General features: G+C 39.3%; 14 protein-coding genes. 2 read left to right on the forward strand and 12 right to left on the reverse strand.

The genetic code is table 11. The annotated features are described in order from the left end of the window. Nucleotides 1-4: 4 nt before the first annotated feature. The 11 genes from ACOB80_RS15610 to ACOB80_RS15660 form a co-directional block, all read right to left on the reverse strand. Complete coding sequence (locus tag ACOB80_RS15610) at nucleotides 5-928, reverse strand: DUF2971 domain-containing protein (RefSeq protein ID WP_473166786.1); 924 nt, start codon at nucleotides 926-928, stop codon at nucleotides 5-7. Between the two features lie 138 nt (nucleotides 929-1066). Continuing rightward, on the reverse strand, nucleotides 1067-1267 hold the full coding sequence (locus ACOB80_RS15615; RefSeq protein ID WP_473166787.1) for a hypothetical protein: 201 nt from the start codon (nucleotides 1265-1267) through the stop codon (nucleotides 1067-1069). Between the two features lie 124 nt (nucleotides 1268-1391). Further along, nucleotides 1392-1958, reverse strand: coding sequence for a hypothetical protein (locus tag ACOB80_RS15620; protein WP_473166788.1), 567 nt, complete (start codon nucleotides 1956-1958; stop codon nucleotides 1392-1394). A gap of 116 nt (nucleotides 1959-2074) precedes the next feature. After that, entirely contained in the window at nucleotides 2075-2734 is a 660-nt protein-coding gene (locus ACOB80_RS15625; RefSeq protein ID WP_473166789.1) for a hypothetical protein, read from the reverse strand. Between the two features lie 23 nt (nucleotides 2735-2757). Further along, complete coding sequence (locus tag ACOB80_RS15630) at nucleotides 2758-3291, reverse strand: hypothetical protein (protein WP_473166790.1); 534 nt, start codon at nucleotides 3289-3291, stop codon at nucleotides 2758-2760. Between the two features lie 399 nt (nucleotides 3292-3690). Next, nucleotides 3691-4869 carry a hypothetical protein gene (locus ACOB80_RS15635; protein WP_473166791.1) on the reverse strand — a complete coding sequence of 393 codons (1179 nt, stop codon included), beginning with the start codon at nucleotides 4867-4869 and terminating at the stop codon, nucleotides 3691-3693. A 162-nt stretch (nucleotides 4870-5031) separates the two neighbouring features. Further along, nucleotides 5032-5619 carry an ECF-type sigma factor gene (locus ACOB80_RS15640; RefSeq protein ID WP_473166792.1) on the reverse strand — a complete coding sequence of 196 codons (588 nt, stop codon included), beginning with the start codon at nucleotides 5617-5619 and terminating at the stop codon, nucleotides 5032-5034. Nucleotides 5620-5632: 13 nt separating this feature from the next. Beyond that, nucleotides 5633-6361: a metallophosphoesterase gene (locus ACOB80_RS15645; RefSeq protein ID WP_473166793.1), complete on the reverse strand. Its 729-nt coding sequence runs from the start codon at nucleotides 6359-6361 to the stop codon at nucleotides 5633-5635. A 72-nt stretch (nucleotides 6362-6433) separates the two neighbouring features. After that, nucleotides 6434-9397, reverse strand: coding sequence for a serine/threonine-protein kinase (locus ACOB80_RS15650; protein ID WP_473166794.1), 2964 nt, complete (start codon nucleotides 9395-9397; stop codon nucleotides 6434-6436). A 132-nt stretch (nucleotides 9398-9529) separates the two neighbouring features. Next, nucleotides 9530-11797, reverse strand: a complete 2268-nt coding sequence (locus ACOB80_RS15655; RefSeq protein WP_473166795.1) for an ATP-binding protein — start codon at nucleotides 11795-11797, stop codon at nucleotides 9530-9532. Beyond that, entirely contained in the window at nucleotides 11766-12437 is a 672-nt protein-coding gene (locus ACOB80_RS15660) for a response regulator (RefSeq protein WP_473166796.1), read from the reverse strand. The genes ACOB80_RS15655 and ACOB80_RS15660 overlap by 32 nt, the downstream gene beginning before the upstream one ends. 212 nt (nucleotides 12438-12649) lie before the next feature. On the opposite strand from ACOB80_RS15660, the gene ACOB80_RS15665 reads away from it, so the two are divergent. Further along, complete coding sequence (locus tag ACOB80_RS15665) at nucleotides 12650-14488, forward strand: serine hydrolase (protein ID WP_473166797.1); 1839 nt, start codon at nucleotides 12650-12652, stop codon at nucleotides 14486-14488. Here the strand turns inward: ACOB80_RS15665 and ACOB80_RS15670 are convergent. Then, nucleotides 14485-16023, reverse strand: coding sequence for an amidohydrolase family protein (locus ACOB80_RS15670; RefSeq protein WP_473166798.1), 1539 nt, complete (start codon nucleotides 16021-16023; stop codon nucleotides 14485-14487). The genes ACOB80_RS15665 and ACOB80_RS15670 overlap by 4 nt on opposite strands. Before the next feature lie 134 nt (nucleotides 16024-16157). Between ACOB80_RS15670 and ACOB80_RS15675 the strand changes: the two genes are divergently transcribed. Then, a complete protein-coding gene (locus tag ACOB80_RS15675; protein WP_473166799.1) occupies nucleotides 16158-18068 on the forward strand; it encodes a winged helix-turn-helix domain-containing protein in 1911 nt (636 codons plus the stop codon). Nucleotides 18069-18119 lie beyond the last annotated feature (51 nt).

Here is an 18119-nt window from a genome sequence, read left to right on the forward strand (position 1 = left end):
GGGGTTACTTTTTACCTATACTGTTAAATGAATCAATATACTGTCCTAGTATTCCTGCTTCATGGAATATACGAAGTGGATTGGTCATTGCTGCATTTTCTTGGTCTTGCTCAGTAATGCTGCACCATGAGCATTTTTCTTTATTTGAGGATAAAACTTCTTTACAGCTTACACATGAATTTTCAGCTAATTCAATTTGGTTTGATTCGTATAAATAGGTTTTTGAATCACTCCCAATAAAATATGGATTGGATGTGGTTTTTCCAATTACAGTATCAAAGTAATTGGCACCGATATTAATGCTAAGTTCTTTAGCTTTTAGCTTAAACTCTTCTTTTACTCTGGGTCCTGAAATAATTGATGTGACGCAAGAAGTTGGAATAAATAACAACATATTTTCATCAATAGTCTCAGTTAGATCATCAGAAATAACTAAACGCCTTTCTAACTCGTAACTCCAACAAGTGTTTTTGGAAAAATATGCAGATTTTAATACACCATTTCTGAGGAACATAGAATATCTAGGTTTACCGATATAACATGCTTGTTGCAACATTCCCGATAGTTCAGGTTTTGGGGTGTCCCTATACTCAACGTCATCTATGGCAATAGGTTCAAGCTCTCGCAGTAAAAGTTCTTCGTCAATTTCTAAAACAAACCCTTTTGAATTGTGGGCGTAGTGAGCCCACATAGGTGTAACGCAAGGCGAGTTAGAAAAACACGTAGTTGGATTTTGAGGTATTTCGATGATTACATCATTGTAAAAAGCTAAAAGTTGAGGATCATCTTCAAAATCCACCGTTAAAAATAGCTCATAAGGGTCATTATAATCTTTAGGGTAAGAGCACTTGAGACTACAGAAGTTTTCTCTGCTGAAAGATATATCTAGTATATCTGGACCAATATATTTATAAATTTTTCGTCCCATGAATTAAACTCCTTACTTCAGGTAACCCTAACGCCCTGCTAATGGGCAGACGCTGCGAAGCAGTGGCTGTCCAGGCCAAGGTTCCCTTGGCCGATCATTGAGCAGTTTGTTATATGCTGAAATTTATAAATGCTCACTTTAATTTAAACCAATAATGCTTGCAGCGTTTGACTCGCCACCAATGACATAAAGTATTACACCAATAAGTATTAACCAACCCATAGCTTGGTTTTGAATTTTATTGGCTTTTCGTTTTCTGCCTGATTTCGTTGTTGGTATACGAGTTGTTTTGGCAATTTTACGCTTGAGATTCCTTTTTGATTTTTTTAGTGGATTCATTTCCTTTTCTCTTATTGCATATAACGCCCTGTTAAGGGGCTGGTAATGTTTGGCTAAAATGTGTAGCGAAGCGAAACCGAGCCAAACTTTAGCAGTCCCGCTTGAACAGCTTGTTAGCAGTAATTTAATTGAGCATATGCTTATCAATTGTTTTTACTATTCTTTTAGCATATTTATCTACAACATGCTCAATACTATAAGCATCTTGACCTGTTAAGCTAACCGAGTAATTTCTCTGCTGTAAAATACTAAAAAGCGTTTCTAAACCATCTCGTCCATCACCGAAATCACCTGCTTCATAAGAATCCATAATTCTTTTAAGGGCTGGGTCAGTAGGACTTAATTCAAATTGAATTTGTCTACCTTTTTCAGCGAAGTATCCTTGAACTTTAATAGCGACCAGTGGCATTACAATTGCCGCGATTAATGGGGCATTTGCTACCAAAAGCTCAATAGAGCCTTTCTTTACATCTACAATTGATGAATCTTTTTTATACTTATCAAGTACCGTTAAATATCGATTGAATGGTCTGGATTTTTCACCAAAATATTTTTCTACCTTTTCAGATTCTTTTTGCTCTAACAAGTCAGAAAAAGCGAATATTTGGTATAAGTCTGTTGTGATGTAGCCCAAATCATATAGGTTTGCCATTTCAGTACCGAAATAGATCTTAATATCCTGCTTATTCACCAACTCTCCGTATTACTGCTAACGCCCCATTAATGGGCTTAAAATTGTTTGCTAAAATATTTGAGGATCGAAAAACAGCAAACAGTTTTAAGTCCTTGTTTAATGGCTTGTTATATTTACAGTTGACCGTTGTAAGATATTTCAGAAGAATCAATTCCAATATCTTTACGTACAGTGTTTAATAAATGTAATGCTTTTTCTCTTACTGTATTCCAGTCGTATGTAGATGAACCACTAGTAATTAATAATAAATAATCTATTAGATCGTCTTGGGCGTCCATAACACTTTGAGGTGAAAGCATTGCCAAATAGCCATATACTTGAATTCGTTTTTCGTTAAAGGAATGAAATGCTATATCCGCTTCTTCAGGTGAAAGCTTCCCCATCTGGTGAGCATCCATTGAAGCTAATAGGCTAGAAATAATATCTATTACAGAACGATAAATTATGAGTTTATCATTTTGAAAGCGTAGTGTTTTTTCTTTGACAATCTCCAATTCTTTCTTTGTTTTTTCAAGTTGAACACCTAATTTATGCTTTTCATCTTCTAGAATTCTACTTGCCCATACCTTTCCAAGCCATGATGATAAAGCAAAAATTATAGTTGCACTTACACCTATGGAAGCTATAACAGCTGCGGCAATATTAAAAATGTCGTCCATGAGATATTCGAAGCCTCGCTTGTAAATATAACGCCGCCATATGAGGCGCATAAATGCTTGGCTAAATTTAGTGACGAAGGAACGCAAGCCAAGCGTTATGCGTCCAATTGCCATGATGGCCTTGTTATGCAGCAAAACTACTCTATAGAACAAATTTCCAACAATTCGAACTGAATCATTTCAAGTTCTAAAGGAGCAATTTTAATATTAACTTCATGTTTTATTTTTTCCGAAACTAATTCTCTATTCCTGCGGACGTAATCACTGTTCATAGTTTCCAACTCAGAAAAAATGATTGACTGAAGATAATTTAAGTATTGCTGCTGCCTTAAGAAATATGTAGATAGGTACTCTGGACTTCTATAGTCTGCGTTTTCGGATGGCATTGCAGCCGAGTAGCTGTTTACGTAAGCAATGTGCCCATCTAAAAACTTAACTTTTAAGGGTTTATCTCCAAAAGGAGATACCGTTCTACACCCTTGATAATCTATGAGCCTACTTTTCAAGGTTTCTATTTCTTCTTTAGATGAAATTTCTAACTTGGATAATTCATTCTTAGTTACAAAGCCAAAATACAACGAACCAGCTAAAGCAATATGCAGTATGTATTTCGAAAAATTTACTCTAAGCCACTCTATTTGTTCTATTAAAGCTGGAGGCTTGCTCTCCATGCTGAATTCTCCTTGCTGCATAACAATTTAATAGTGCGCAAATCGCGCATATTTCTGATTTGCAATCGCGCACTTTTCTGAATGTGTTATTTTTAACAAAGTTGATAACTCATTGCTATCACTATTAAAAATAAATGTTGTTAACTTTTTGATAAAGATGAAAGTGCGCAACTTGCGCATTTTCCTGAATATGGGGGAAAGTTGTAAATTCTGGAAATAAAAACAGTATCAAAAGAAAATATTTAACGCCCGCTACTCGCTCATAACGGCACTTAATGATTCACTTAATAATCGTGGCTTCCACTTGTTTAGTTTTCTTATCGTATTTCCTTTGATAACGCCTAAACACGGTGGTGGCTTTATCACCCCTTTTCTTTATTTAGGCGTTAATGCCTGCCATTAGTTGGCATAGGCACTCATTATTTGCTGATAATCTTCGCGAAACTGGTGAACGGAAAGGGGCGAACCATTTTGTTGCTTAATGTGCTGTTCAAAGGCTTCAACATAATTGTGATTTTCTTTGTAATCAGCATCGCCTTGCACCATCCAACTATGGCTAAGCTCGCCAACGTGTTTAAGCATTTCATTAATGACAGATTTGCTATTGGCTTCAGCAAGGTATTGATACGCTAGGCCATAATGTTCATATGCTTCACTTACATCGCCGTACTCGTCAGTAAAATCTATAACCGAAGTCGGGTGATAATCCCCATAGTTCTGTTTTTCGGCTATGTTCATACCACTGAGGTAAACAGCCTGTCCTTCAGCAAACCAGCGAGGTAGTTTTGAACCTTCATAACTAGAAGATAAAGCATGTTGAAAGGTGTGAATCAATTCATGTTGGACAACTTTGTTAACATTGTATGGCAATGTGCTCACCGACTCCGCGCCTATGGTGATCCCCATAGGTGTGCCTTCACCCCATCCATAAGCGCCTTGGTTTTCATGCAAGCAAACGTATATTTTCTCTTCTAAAAAAACTTCTGATTCAAGCTTACTTTCATCATAGGGATATTCACGAACCAAAGTGAGTACTTCTTCATCACTCAATTGTTTTGTTTTCGTCGTCGCCCACATTACTTGGTCTTCGTAGCTCATGTTGTCAAAATCAGCGGGGTATTCGACATTTGAATAATACTGGCTCTCTAAGCCGAAACGGATATGATTTAATGCGCTAATTCTAGCTCGCCCTCTCGCGTCAAAGTAACCAGATTGACTCATACCGAACGAGGTCAACGCGCTTGAGAGATTACTTTCAACCCACTTAGCTGCACTTTCAAAATCACTTAGAGGTAGAGCTGGGTTACCAAAAATCATGAAATTATCAGTTTCATAATAATAATCATTGTAATTTTCAGCACAGTGATAAGCATTGTGGCCATACCCACCAAAATGGTCATCGCCGTAAGAAAAATATTTTCCAGTATCCGCTGAATGCTGAATTTTTCCATTTACTACGATATTAATAGGGGGGATAAAATTTTCAGCATTATTGCCTTCGTCTTCGCCACCACCACATGCCACCAGTGACAGCAAAACAAACTGAGTTAAACAAAGCTTTTTCAATCGTCGATTCATATTACAACCTTGAAACTGATTAAATTCAGTCTCAAGGTTATCTTCAAGCACTTAAGATATTGAGAGACGTATTAACGGCAAAAAACCACAATGATTTTTATCTTTTTGGCAGGAAGAGGTTTGGGGCTGGCTTATTCTCGGCCAGCACTCTAATTTGTTTATTCAATCTTTTAATTTATTTCTTAACCAAGCCTTAGCAAATCTGAGATCGTTTTCAATTGTGCGAACGGACACATTGAGTAGTCGAGCAATTTCTTTATTACTTCGCTGAGCAAAATATCTAAGTTCGAGTACTTCCGCTTGGCGAGGAAACTCTTTACTTAACAATTCAATTTCATTGCTCATAGCGATAATAGCGGTGTTTTGCAACGTGTCGTCGGCTGCTTTGTTTAGTGCGCTTGCAGACGTTAAACGTGTTTTGTCAGGATTTCGAGCCTGAGACTTTACTTGTTTTCGGTAGTGATCGATAAACACATTTCTCACCGCTGAATTTACATAGCTATAGAATTGTCGTTGCGTTTCTATGGAAATTTGAGATTCTGCCTGTGAGAGCTTGATATAAGCATCGTGCGCAATATCCGTTGCCGACATGGCCATGATCGCGGTATTGGCATCCTCAGGTAACTTCTCTTGGTTGCTTTGGGCGTATTCTTTAATTTTTAGGTACGCAAAATTCATCAACAATTGGGTAGCCTTTGCCTCGCCTGATTGCCAGCCCTTTATTAGCTTTAGTACTTCTAATTCACTCACGCGTTTATTACTCTTAATTCTTCTTGTTTACTCGGTCTTTGTTTACTCGGTCTTTGTTTACTCGGTCTAATAATTCTTTATCTTCAATGACGGTAAATGCTCCCGACTTCCTTTTAGTATCTATCCAAAACTGATTATTAACCTGCCTATAATCACTCAAGGTTATGTGGCCATGCACCACGGCATCTACATTTTCAATTGCTTGCATCTTGTTACTATCTAACGACACCCGTTGCCAAAGGTAGGGATAAATAGACGTTTCATTAACCTCAAAAGAGTGCAATGTGAGCCAGTTTGACGGTGCATTGGCATGAATAACACCAATTGTGCCGCCTGAGCTATTAACGGAAAAAGCGATGGGCATTTTAATGCGAATGAGTTGGCCTAAGGCATAGAGTTTTTTAGGGTCATGTTTCAGTTTTTCGAGCCAAGCGCCACCGTTGTGAACCAGTAGCCCCCAATAATCAGCATTATTGAAACCAAGCAAAAACATCGCTTCATGATTACCCAAAGTGCTATAGAACCAAGGCTCCATCAGCATTTCTATGCAAGCTTCCGACTCTTGTCCACGATCGATAATATCGCCAGCACAGATCAATCTATCTCGTAAAAAGTCAAACTCCATTAATACTAAATGCTCGATGAGTTCTTTCTTGTTGCCGTGAATGTCACCGACGAAAAAGTCCCTTCCTTCTTTATTTGGCTCAAGCACAATATGAGGTTTAACCTTTTCCAATAACATATCTAGCTCTATTTTTAATTGAAAGACATTCAACGTACATTAAAACTGGGGTTTTACACCATTTACGTAAAACTAACTTTTTTCCACATTATAGATTAATACTTTTTTATTTAACGATTCAAATAACTGCTGAAACACAGCATTTTGTGGAAAATGTTGACTAAGAGGAGCGCTAATCTGCGCCAATAATTGTGACGCGGTGTTGTACTCTTTACTTTGAATGGCAATAAAGGCTTCCAGCAATCTAGTCTTAACTTGCCACGCGTTATTTGTACTAAAGTTGTTAGTCTTTAATATCGATTCGGCTTCGATAAGTAAGTTATTCGCTAACTCAAGTTCGTTGTTCTCAGCTAAAATCACACCTAACTTTACATTGGATTCAACTTTATATGCCGATAGCTCCAACTCATATTGATGCCAAGTAATCGATTTCATTAAAGCGATTACATCGTCAGTTGACACATTTTTTTCAAACAAATACCTGCGCCAAATTGAATCAATTTTTTCACGTGTAACATATAGCGCTGACTTATCTTGGTAATCTTGTTTAAACGCGCTGAGGTAAGTAGCCGAAGCACTTCCTATTAATGGTGAATCTGCAATGGTCTGTAAGTCTTCAAGTAAGCCTGAAGACGCAAGCGTTCCATATTCCACGTTGCTACCAATATTATCGCTAAGAAGCTCTTTTGCATCCTTTTCTAGTGAATGTAGAAGCGTTTGGTAATTGCTCGGAAGTATGCCAAAGCTCTTATAGTATTCTTTGATCGCGTTCACGACTAAGTTGGCCACCTGCTGCTGATTTGATCTATCTAGCGACAAGTAATACTCGAAGTATTCTTGAGCAATTTCTTGATACTGTTGGAAATCTCCAGAAAAAAATAATGCATCAAGTAATGTGTCACGTGTTAACAAATACTGTGAGCTGCTTATACCTTTAAAACCATTGCTTAATTCAACACTTTTCAATCCCAACTCTACGCTTTTTAGTGGGTCTGAATATAAAAATGACTTTGATAATTCACCATAACGGTTAATTAAATGAGGATGACCAGTGCCTAATACCTGTGTACTTAAAGCCAATCCTTTTTCAGCATTAACATAGGAGGCTTCAGCTGGGTTTAAGACATTTTTATCCTTCGCCAAAATAAGCTCACCTCTGGCAACATCATCTAAACCACCATTTTGATAATGTAACTCAATTGACTGATTAACGAGGGCAATCGATTCTAAAAGCCTAGGTTGGTGAATCTCAATAAACTCTTCGGTGGCGACTTGCTCAAAAGGATAGATTGAATTAGTCACGAAACTATTATGAGTCATTAACCCTCTCCCGAGAAACCCGGTAACTTCGGCTTGTTCAGCAAGGGTTAACTCTTGCCAGTAGTTTTCGATAATGGCTCTGAGTAGTGCAGCGTGTTTTTCAGCGACATCCACTCTAGATTGTCGATCTTTTTTAATGTATTTAACACCGTCTAGATATCTATGATAAAACACAGCCTGCTCTTTAGTATTTGGCAGAGATGGATTACTTTTATCAAAAGAAAGGTTATTTAATAACAGTTCTGTATCGGGGTGAATAAGGTCTAAATCGTATTGACCGGTATGCATTTTTGCTAAGTAAGTACCAGCGAGAAAAGCACTGCCTTTATCTCCAAGAGCCGAAAAAGAGTCAATTATCGATTTATATAAGACTCTCGCTTCTGCCGTATAACCGCTACTACTGTAGTTCGCGGCAATCGTTAATTTTAGCTTAGCAACGGAGTCAGGGCTCAAGGCTTTGTCATCAAGAATTTTCGAACTCTCCGATAGCAATAAATCTGTCGTTACTTCAGCCCCATTGTTTTTTCTACGATCGATTAGCTCCAGCACCTGCGTTAATTTTTTTGTCATTAAATCAGACTGTTCATTTGCCACTAACAGGTTATCGTTTTGCCACATTAAACTTAACAGAAGTGCACCAATTACAGTGGATGTAGCCATTGCGCTAATCGAAGCAATGGGGTGACGAAGTAACACAAATTTTCGCAAACGATACCATGGCGTTGCAGAGTAAGCCTCGACCACTTTCTTATGGATAAACCTTTCCACTTCTCGTTTTAAGTCTAAGACCGAAGGATAACGAGCTGTATTGGCTTCAGCGGTAGCCTTGGCAGCAACACTTTCAAGCTCAGCCCTATATAGTGAAGGTGCGCCCGCTTGTTCAACCAAACCAGCCAATATTTTCCCTAAAGCAAAAATATCGCTATACATGGAAGGACGCTCTCCAGCTAGCAACTCTGGGCTAGCATAATCAGCGGTCATCGCATTTAGATAGGTTGCATAAATAGAGGTGTTGTCGCTCTCTCTCGTATTAAACATTCTCGCAATACCAAAATCGAGAATTTTTACTTGGCTTTCTTTGTCGACAAGGATATTTGACGGCTTTAAATCGGCGTGCACAACTTGTAATTGATGAGCGTGATTTATCGCGTCACAAATATCTGTAAATAATGCTAATTTTTTCTTTAAGCTAATCTGTTTATCTTGGAAATACTGATCAATTGTCACGCCTTCAATGAATTCCATGACAATAAAACGCATACCTTGTTCGCTAAGACCAGCATCAAATACTTTACCAATATTTGGGTGGGTGAGTTTCGCCATAAAACCCGCTTCACGAATTAGCGCTTGCTCGCCGATAACCTCTTCCAAAGCTGAATAAATCACCTTAATTGCAACGACTTGTTCAAACTGACCGTCAGTTCGGTTAGCTTTGTAAACGCTACCCATTCCACCATTTGCGATAAGCTCAGTAAGCGTGAATACCCCAAAAGTTTCGCCCACCAAACTCCGTTCTGGATTTAACACTTGCGAACTGTGCTCAGATATCAGCTCTCCCCAATATTGGGTTGCTTGCTCGTTTGAGGTTTGGTCATCAGTTAACATTTCCAACAACTCTTGGTAAATGTCGGCATGATTAACTTTTACTTCTTGGAGAAATTTTTCTTGCTCGTCACTCGATAAAGAAATTGCTTTGACAAAAAACTCATACAACATGTCAATGGATACTCGGGGCTAAGGCAAAGCTAAAATAACACCAAATTTGAGTGAGAATAAGAGAATTTCTTTTTAATCTAATCGATTGAGTGATTTTTGTTCTGCCGTGGCATTAGGTAAATACCAATTGCATTAGGTTGGTATTAGAGGCAATTCAATATAAATAGCGATACCACCGATAGAGCTCGGCTTTGCGTATATTTCACCTTGGTGGGCGTGGATAATATTTTGACAAATAGCGAGCCCGAGCCCAGAGCCGCCGGTATTTCTATTTCTAGATTTTTCGACGCGATACAAGCGTTCAAATATTTTATCTAACTCCTGCTCTGGTACACTTGGAGACGTATCTTGAACGCGCATAATGAGCTTATTGTGATTTAGCTTAGCAATGAATTCAATTCGACCCGGTTTATCTGTGTACTTAACGCTGTTTGATACAAGGTTAGCAAGTACTTGCTTAATTCGGTCAGTGTCGATATCAACATTGGCTTGTTCAATGTAAAGTTTATGTCGCCAGTCAAAGCCTTCATTACCCGTATAAAGCTCGAACTCTTTACACCAAGTATCCAGTAACGGAATGAGATTAGTTTGTTTGGCGTTAAATGAAAGACCATAAACATCAGACACTGCCAACTCGTATATATCGCCAATTAAGTTACTTAAATCGGTTATCTTACTACTGAGCTTTTGATAACTCAGGTCGACATCTTCTACCAACTGGTAACGCAAGGCATCAACTTGCAATTTAAGTGCGGTAAGTGGCGTTCTTAGTTCGTGCGACACGTCTGCCAGCAGCTGATTCTTTTGCTTTAAGGCGTCTTCGTACAAGTTAGCCGAAATGACCGCAATTTTTCTACGTTGATAAAGCACGTAAAATACAAACAATGAAACAATGGCAAGTGCGATAATTGCCAACACAACTCTTTCAGTCACTTCTTTATGCGCGACAACCTCTAACTGAGCTTCTTTACTGGCCTCCTCTAACTTAGCCACTTTCACTTGCTCTTCTAGCAGGTTGATATCTCTTTTGTGCTTTTCTACTTCTTTAATGCGTTGCTCATCGTTGAGTTGCTCATTTAGTTCAAAAGCAATCTGCAAATAATCTAGTGCCGGCTTATGTTCACCTAACTCAAGGTGCAGCTCACTTAGCAGCTTGTTATCACTTAGTCTTTGCAAGAGTAAACCTAGCCTATTAGATATTAACAATGATTTTTCAACATATTGTTTTGCCGTTAAAAAGTCACCATGATCGCGATAATAAACCCCTAGTGCATGCCAAACAGCTCGTAATTGGTGATCAACGTTTGCTGTTACAGCGGCTTCTTCGGCCAGTAACAAGTGCTCAATTCGCGCTTCTTCGTTCTGCATGGCTTGATCGATTTCAGCCTGCTGCACATAAGAACGTGCCAACACCTGAAAATAGTTGCCGTTTTTGAAAATATCGATGGCTTTTTGGGTGTAATCAAACGCTTTTACCAATTGATTTTTCGCTAAATAAAGGGTGCCGATGCGATGATAGTCGTAACCGATAAATTCGATGGAGTTTAACTTTTTATCGTATTCAAGCGCTTTAAAATAGAATGTGAGCGATTTGTCATAATCTTTTGAGCGATAATACAACTCGCCTAAATTAAAATAATTTCCCGCTAACTCGCCGATATCATTAGACTTTTCAAAATACTTCATTGCCTTAATTTGATATTCAGCGGCAAGCACTAAATTGTCTAACGACTCATATAAAACGCCGAGACTACCGTACATTTTCGCTTCGCCTTCTTCATCGCCAAGCTCACGCAGTATCCCTAGCGCCGTCATATAGTGATGTTCAGCGACATCTAATTTTTTATCTAAACGATGAAAAGATCCCAGAAAATTATGGACTCGCGCTATAGACTTTTTATTGTCTTGAGCAGCCGGTAAACCGTATTGCTCCATAATGTTGGCGGCTTGCCCGTAGTTGTTTAAGCTTCGTTCATATAGCGCCCAACTGACCACTACCTCTAGCTTCAACTTCCCTTGATATTGTTCTCGCTTAAGCAAGATTTGATCTAACAGAGATTTAGCTAGATCTGATTGACCACTGCGCCGGTAAATACTGATTAACTTAATTTGTGCGCGCACGACATCGTCACCTGATGCGCTAGCTAAGATGGTTTTTACCTTATTTTCATCTTCTTTAGAGGCAGTTCGAATGGCTTTTAGTTGGGCTGCGACCGTTTGCGCCTTTTCACTTGTTTTTTCTGTGCTTTGTTCTGCTGTAGTTTGTACCTTAACTGTTTCTGCTTCAGCATTTTGAGACGCAGAAACAGCGTGACTTCCTCCTAAAAAGAAGATGAGAAAAAGAGCAGAAAAATTGAGCATCAGCTTACTAATTAAGGCCAAAGCGATAACCTGCACCATAAACAGATTCTATGGGGTTGTTTTTAATGCCTGCGTCTTTAAATTTGTTGCGAATTTTTTTAACGTGGCTATCTATCGTCCTATCAGTAATATAACGATATTCTGGGTAAGCTAAATGGAGAATTTGTTCACGAGAGTAAATTCTGTCTGGACTCGAATACAGTAGATAAAACAAGTTAAATTCAAGCACTGACAAATCAATATTAACGCCTTTGTATTCAAGCTTTGCTTGTTCCTTAGAAACGTTTAACTCGGAAAAGCTAACACTCCCTTGGGTACGCTTTAACAAACCTTTGGCCCGTAAAATAAGCTCATTAACGTCGAAGGGCTTACACACATAATCGTCTGCCCCAGCCTCTAAACCAACATATTTATCGGTTTGTTCCACCTTGGCAGTTAACATAATGATAGGCACATTACTAAAACTACGAATTTCCTGACAGCACTCTACCCCTGTTTTATTGGGGATCATCACATCTAGAATAATTAAATCTGGCTGGTATTGGCGTACCCGTTCGATTACTTCAGCCCCATCACTGACCAGTTTGGTATCAAATTGATGGTGACGAAAAAAGAGTACGAGGCTTTCGGCAATGTCGTTGTCGTCTTCGACAATAAGCACTTTTTGCGTGTCTGTCATAAGGTCCCCAAAAGGGCTGCGTATTCCTTACTCAGCATAAATTAGATTGGTATAGGTCACATCATAACGTCATTTTAATACAACAGGAATCTATCGAGATTAGATTCCTTATTATTTTCATAATTCTTGCTGAGTTTACCCAAACGAACGTTCAATATTTGAACAGCACATTATTAATGTATTAAACTAAAAAACGTTTACAGGGAGGTGTCATGTCTAAATCATATTTTCAAAGCTTTAGCCTGTTTTTACTGCTCACATTATGCCTAGTGCTTTTGGTATCTTGTGGAGGAGGTGGTGGAAGCAGTACCAGTAAAAGTACTGCTTCTGATCCTATTATTGATACCAGCTACTTGACCTCTCCAAATGCGAACGCAGAACGGAAATGGCTAACGGTAGATGAATTACAGGGCACAACGACACCCAACAGCTCTCCCTATCACAATGGCTACTTTTCGCCTTTAGGTGAAGTGGATCAAGCCTTACACACACTTAACGGTACAATTTCCATTGAAGAAGGAACTATTGCAGGTTTTCCGAGCCAATTTGACGACAACTTCAACGCGAACAAGTTTCCAGCTGTTTCTATCGACTTTATTTCTCATCATGGGTACTTAGTGCCTGCTGAAAGAGACATTCTTCTCTCCACAGACGTCAACAGTAACAATGACAAACAATGGCGAATAATATTTTCTCCAGGCAAGGTTTGGTCAGAGTCTAGCGACAATGGTTTTTCCCGTGGCTCTTTTCCATTCACCTTAGTAGAACGTTCTTGGAACAATGCGCTCAACGGCCTTGCGACCTTTGTTTACGACGATAACCAAATATCTAAAATACGAATTCAAATCGTCCAGCACACCTCTTCAGGATTTATCCATGAAGGAGCAGCACTATTAAATGCTAGTTATGACAACACGCCTATCACTAACAAAGATGAAATTTCACACTCTTTTGATACCGAGCTTGCTAATTTAATTCCAGTTAAATCGTGGCAAACACTAACAGAATCTTTCCCAGACGGTGACTTTTCGCAATTTAACAGTGGCCTTGCTCAACAAGATGTCAGTGCTGGAGCAATTTATCTAGACGGTGTCATTTACCAGCAAGCGTGCGCAACTAAGTTTGGTGATTATCCCTACTGCCAATTTATGAGGCACGGTATTTATTCGGCGACTAAATCAGCTGCTGCGTCTGTCGCCTTAGCATTTATTGTAGAGAAATATGGCGAAGGTGTGTCTGCATCACAATTGCTAGATGTTCTAGATACTGAGGTTACCCATGAAGGCTGGAACGACGTAACACTTATTGACTTGCTGAATATGGCGGCAGGTATCGGAAATAACGATGACAATCCAGATTCACCTAACAATCAACCCGATGAAAGTGCGCCGCCCATGGGCGACTGGACCAGAGCTAAATCGGCGAAAAGTAAAACTCGAATCGCTATTCAACAATATGGTAATTATCCATGGCAGCCAGGAGAAGTTTTTCGCTACAACACAACTCACACCTTCTTAGCGGCTGCAATGATGGATCAAATCGCTCGTCAAAATGACAATAAAGGCCTTTGGCAACTTATGTTAGAAGAGGTTTTTCATCCGATAGGCATCGCACATTTACCTATGATGCATACCACGGAAAGTGACGGCTCTACTGGCGTTCCTGTTTTCGGTATTGGCCTTTACCCAACGGTAGATGAAATCGTTAAAATTTCGATACTTTTACATAATCATGGTCGTTACCAAGGACAGCAAATCCTTAACGCCATGTTTACTGACAACATGCTATTTCGCCAAAGCGATGTTGGCTTGCCAGCACATTCAGCTGATAGTGAGTTTGGTGGTGGAAAATATCACCGCTCATACTGGGGCACTCCTTTTATCAAGGATAACTGCGATGTCTATGTCCCCTTTATGAAAGGAAACGGCGGCAACTTGGTCGGTATCTTTCCAAGCGGTGCAATCGCCGTTCGATTGTCGGATGCAGATCAATATGATGTACTTGGCATAATTGATACTCTTGGCTCAATAAACAAAGTGTGTACAGATTAGTTGTTATCGAGCCTATCGATATGTAGCATTGGGCGCTCTATTGCCTGTCCATTGAGAATAACCGAATGAATATGATTGTAAGCTTCAACCGTCATTAAAGGATTAGACTCTAGTAGCAATAGGTTCGCGATTTTCCCCTTAGAGACAGTGCCATAGTCATTGTCTAGCTTATACGCTTTGACATTGTTTAAGGTAGCCGCAGCGAACAATCCAGGTAAATCTACTCCAGCCTTATGCATGGTTTTTAACTCATTAAACGTCGCTACCCCAGGCTGTGACGCAAATGTTAGTGCTGGCGGAGTGTCAGAGGCAAGCAACACTGTCGCTCCCTTTTTGTATAGATAGTTCAGCACACGTTGACCATTAACTTCCTTCTGCGCGAAACGATTAACAATAAACTCGACGCTGGCGTTATCCCAATCCTTTTGCATTTCCTTGGCGAACCATTGCCCCCTTTCTGATAAATACCACTCTATTTGCCATTGCGGGAGTATTGTTTTGTATTCTTCTTGGTGCAGCGTTTCTTTGATCATCAATTCTTTAAGAGAACGAATAACATTGAGTGTCGGCTGATAAGCGATATCATTTGCCACCACCTTATCTAATACTTTTATCACGTTGGGTGGTAGTTGCTTTTCATCAGCAATATTTTGTTCCTCTAACCAATTCCAAAGGCCATGAGCCAAAATTGATACCTTGGCGTCAATCGCGATTTCATACATGTCGGTTGCATTAGCGTGTGCCATTACCGGTAGGCCAGCCCCTTTTGACAACTCAGATATTTTGAGAAAGTTTTCCGTACTTAATATGGGCCAATGGCTTTGCGTATCAAAGCCATCTTCGATAAATAGCTTCGCACACGTAGCACCATCGTCGGCCATTCTTCTAACAACATTATCAATTTGATGGGCTGACTTAATTGCATCGGAAGCATCTGGATCTGAGGGCAAGGCGATATAGTAAGGCCTTCTTTCATGCAATTTGTGATAAGGGATACCACGCATGCCATAGCCTTGATAAATATTCATACCGCCACAAAAGAAAGCTTTAGGACTAAATTCATCGGCATTAAACCAATTAATAAAATCAGGACCATTAGCTGCATCTACGATTTGCGTTACGCCGTAGTATAGGTAGTTTCTGCCTTGCCTTTCTAAAAAGGCTTTTTGCATTTTATCCGCATCTTTATCTCGACGATTAATTCCTGGCATTTTTGTTAAATGAGTATGGCTATCCATCAAGCCGGGCATCAGGAACTTCCCTGTACCATCTACCACCTGCTTAGCGTTTGGCATATCGGCATTGTTACTAACTTCGACAATTCGCCCTTCATTTATTGCTACCCAATGATTGGCCCTGATGCCCACTTGATACTTGTCTAACGCCGACAATACTGTGGTATTTTTTATCAGTAATTCCACCGGAGCTTGAACCGGCTGTTTGGCAAACGATTGCCAAGAAACTAATGTCGTTAATGATACTGCCAGTAGTAACCTGGCTGTACTTATTTGTTGGGAAAATAGATTTGATTTCATTGCTCACTCCTTTAAAAGCTCACACAGTAATAAAGGAAAGATTTATCTTCCTGAATTCTCTATAATATTAATCTAAAATTTTTCTAAAATTACGATTAAAACAATAATTATCAGGTAGTTAATAAAAGTAAAACATGGAACATTTTCAACTAGGTAACTGGCAAGTTTTTCCAAAATTGAACCAGCTTACCTTAACCACAGATGAAAAGAAGGTAACGATTACCCCTAAGTTAATGCAGCTTTTATTAACCTTGGCAAACAATCGAACATCACCTTTAAGTGTTGAGCAACTTATCAATTCAGTTTGGTCTGGACGTGTCGTTGCCGATAGTTCAGTTTATCAAGCGATTGCGCAATTGAGAAAAGTTCTAGGACAAGATAATACACATGATGTTTATATTGAGCGTATTTCGGGGCAAGGCTACCGTATCGCACCAGCAGTTGTTGTATCTGAATTTAAAACTGACTCTCTTAGCTGCTCTTATCAAGAATTGGAAAGCAGCGCTGGACACAACACAGAAAATACAACTCAAGCGATAAATACCCAGACTGCAAGTAACCACAGTGTTAGTAACCACAACGTTAGCAACCAAGCTGAGCAACACCCCAGAAAAGCGGTAACCTTCATCGCGTCAGCTTTTCTTGTCGCAATAGTCGTTTACTTTATATGGTTAAAAGACGCTGACAATCTTGCAAGCACAGTTGAAGATCCCTATTTCGAGCAATTATCGTTAGCAAGCCATTTGGTGAAACAAAGTAGTGCAGAGAATATAGAACAAGCTAAGCAACTTTATTTAGAAGTACTCAAGCAAGATAGTGAAAATGTCGAAGCTCTAAGAGGCCTATGTGCCAGCTATAGATTGCTTTCTATCTATGGCACTCTAACAGAACTCGAAAGAGATTCTCTCTGCCAGCCATTACTCGAAAAAGCACTGGAACTAGACCCGACCAATCCACGAGTATTAGCCTCTATGGCAAAGCAGTCATTTGAGTTTGGAAAAATAGACGAAGCCGAAAAGCTGTTCGCAAAAGCATTAAATATTACCCATGGAGACGCAACTATTTGGCATTGGTTCGGACAGTTAAAGCGTATGCAAAATCAAATTGATGCAGCGTTAAGTGCACATCAAGCAGCGTTCAAACTTGCGCCTAATGATCCCAAAATATTGCGTGGCCTTGCCTATGCTCATTTAAATAACCGTGACTTAAGCAATGCGCGAAAATACTTTGAACGCAGTGTGTTAATTGCGCCTAATGTTAGAAACAATCCGCTTTATGCGCTCGATTTTTACCCGCTAACACAAGAAAGAGCGCAAAACTTTCTTCAATGGCGTGACAAATACCAAGAAAGTTACTCAAAGAAAAACCCACTGCATCGATTAAGCTATGTCATTCTTTTACTTAGCCTTAACCAAACTGAATTAGCACAACAAGAGTTTGATGCCGTTGCGGGTTTTGATAACGAAAACCACCATTTCTTATTGTACACGCAAGCAGCGCTTGCTTGGCACAAAGGCCAACAGGCCAAAGCACAAACACTATTAAAGCAAAGATATCAAATTGCGCCTGAGAAAAATCACTATGTTGTGCCTTATTTAATTGCACTGCTACATACTGACAAAGCTAAACAAGCCCTGAATTTATTTAAGCAGCACTTTCCACATCTGGTATCACTTGAGCAAGTAACAGATCAAGATTTAGGACAGTATCTATTATTAGCTGCACTATATAAGAAGAATGGGGAAACCAAGCAATTTGAACAAGCCCATGAAAAGCTATTGTTTTATAAAGGTGAAGTTGAACAGTTTCCCATTCAGCAAGAAATTTTCTGGGCAGCATTAAATGAAAATTCGGCTGCCGCTTACCAGCAATTAGAGCAACTACTGGCTTCTGGTTGGCTTCCTGATTACAACGACAGTATGTTTTCAATTACCGTTTTTACCAAGCTATTAGAAAGTGAAACTCAACGCACTCAATGGCTTGCAAAATTACGAAAAATACAAAATTGCACTTGGCTGGGTAATTGTGAACCTTTGTCCGAGTAAAACAGAAACATTTGACTTACAGAAAACAATAACAAATCAACCCATGCTATT

It is taken from the genome of Thalassotalea coralli (assembly GCF_055786205.1).

Excerpts from the sequence above, each read along its gene's own strand:
- ACOB80_RS15630 (WP_473166790.1), bottom strand. The coding sequence starts at position 3,291 with ATGGAGAGCAAGCCTCCAGCTTTAATAGAACAAATAGAGTGGCTTAGA.
- ACOB80_RS15675 (WP_473166799.1), top strand. The coding sequence starts at position 16,158 with ATGGAACATTTTCAACTAGGTAACTGGCAAGTTTTTCCAAAATTGAAC.
- ACOB80_RS15625 (WP_473166789.1), bottom strand. The coding sequence starts at position 2,734 with ATGGCAATTGGACGCATAACGCTTGGCTTGCGTTCCTTCGTCACTAAA.
- ACOB80_RS15610 (WP_473166786.1), bottom strand. The coding sequence starts at position 928 with ATGGGACGAAAAATTTATAAATATATTGGTCCAGATATACTAGATATA.
- ACOB80_RS15655 (WP_473166795.1), bottom strand. The coding sequence starts at position 11,797 with ATGGTGCAGGTTATCGCTTTGGCCTTAATTAGTAAGCTGATGCTCAAT.
- ACOB80_RS15650 (WP_473166794.1), bottom strand. The coding sequence starts at position 9,397 with ATGTTGTATGAGTTTTTTGTCAAAGCAATTTCTTTATCGAGTGACGAG.
- ACOB80_RS15645 (WP_473166793.1), bottom strand. The coding sequence starts at position 6,361 with ATGTTATTGGAAAAGGTTAAACCTCATATTGTGCTTGAGCCAAATAAA.
- ACOB80_RS15670 (WP_473166798.1), bottom strand. The coding sequence starts at position 16,023 with ATGAAATCAAATCTATTTTCCCAACAAATAAGTACAGCCAGGTTACTA.
- ACOB80_RS15665 (WP_473166797.1), top strand. The coding sequence starts at position 12,650 with ATGTCTAAATCATATTTTCAAAGCTTTAGCCTGTTTTTACTGCTCACA.
- ACOB80_RS15615 (WP_473166787.1), bottom strand. The coding sequence starts at position 1,267 with ATGAATCCACTAAAAAAATCAAAAAGGAATCTCAAGCGTAAAATTGCC.
- ACOB80_RS15660 (WP_473166796.1), bottom strand. The coding sequence starts at position 12,437 with ATGACAGACACGCAAAAAGTGCTTATTGTCGAAGACGACAACGACATT.
- ACOB80_RS15635 (WP_473166791.1), bottom strand. The coding sequence starts at position 4,869 with ATGAATCGACGATTGAAAAAGCTTTGTTTAACTCAGTTTGTTTTGCTG.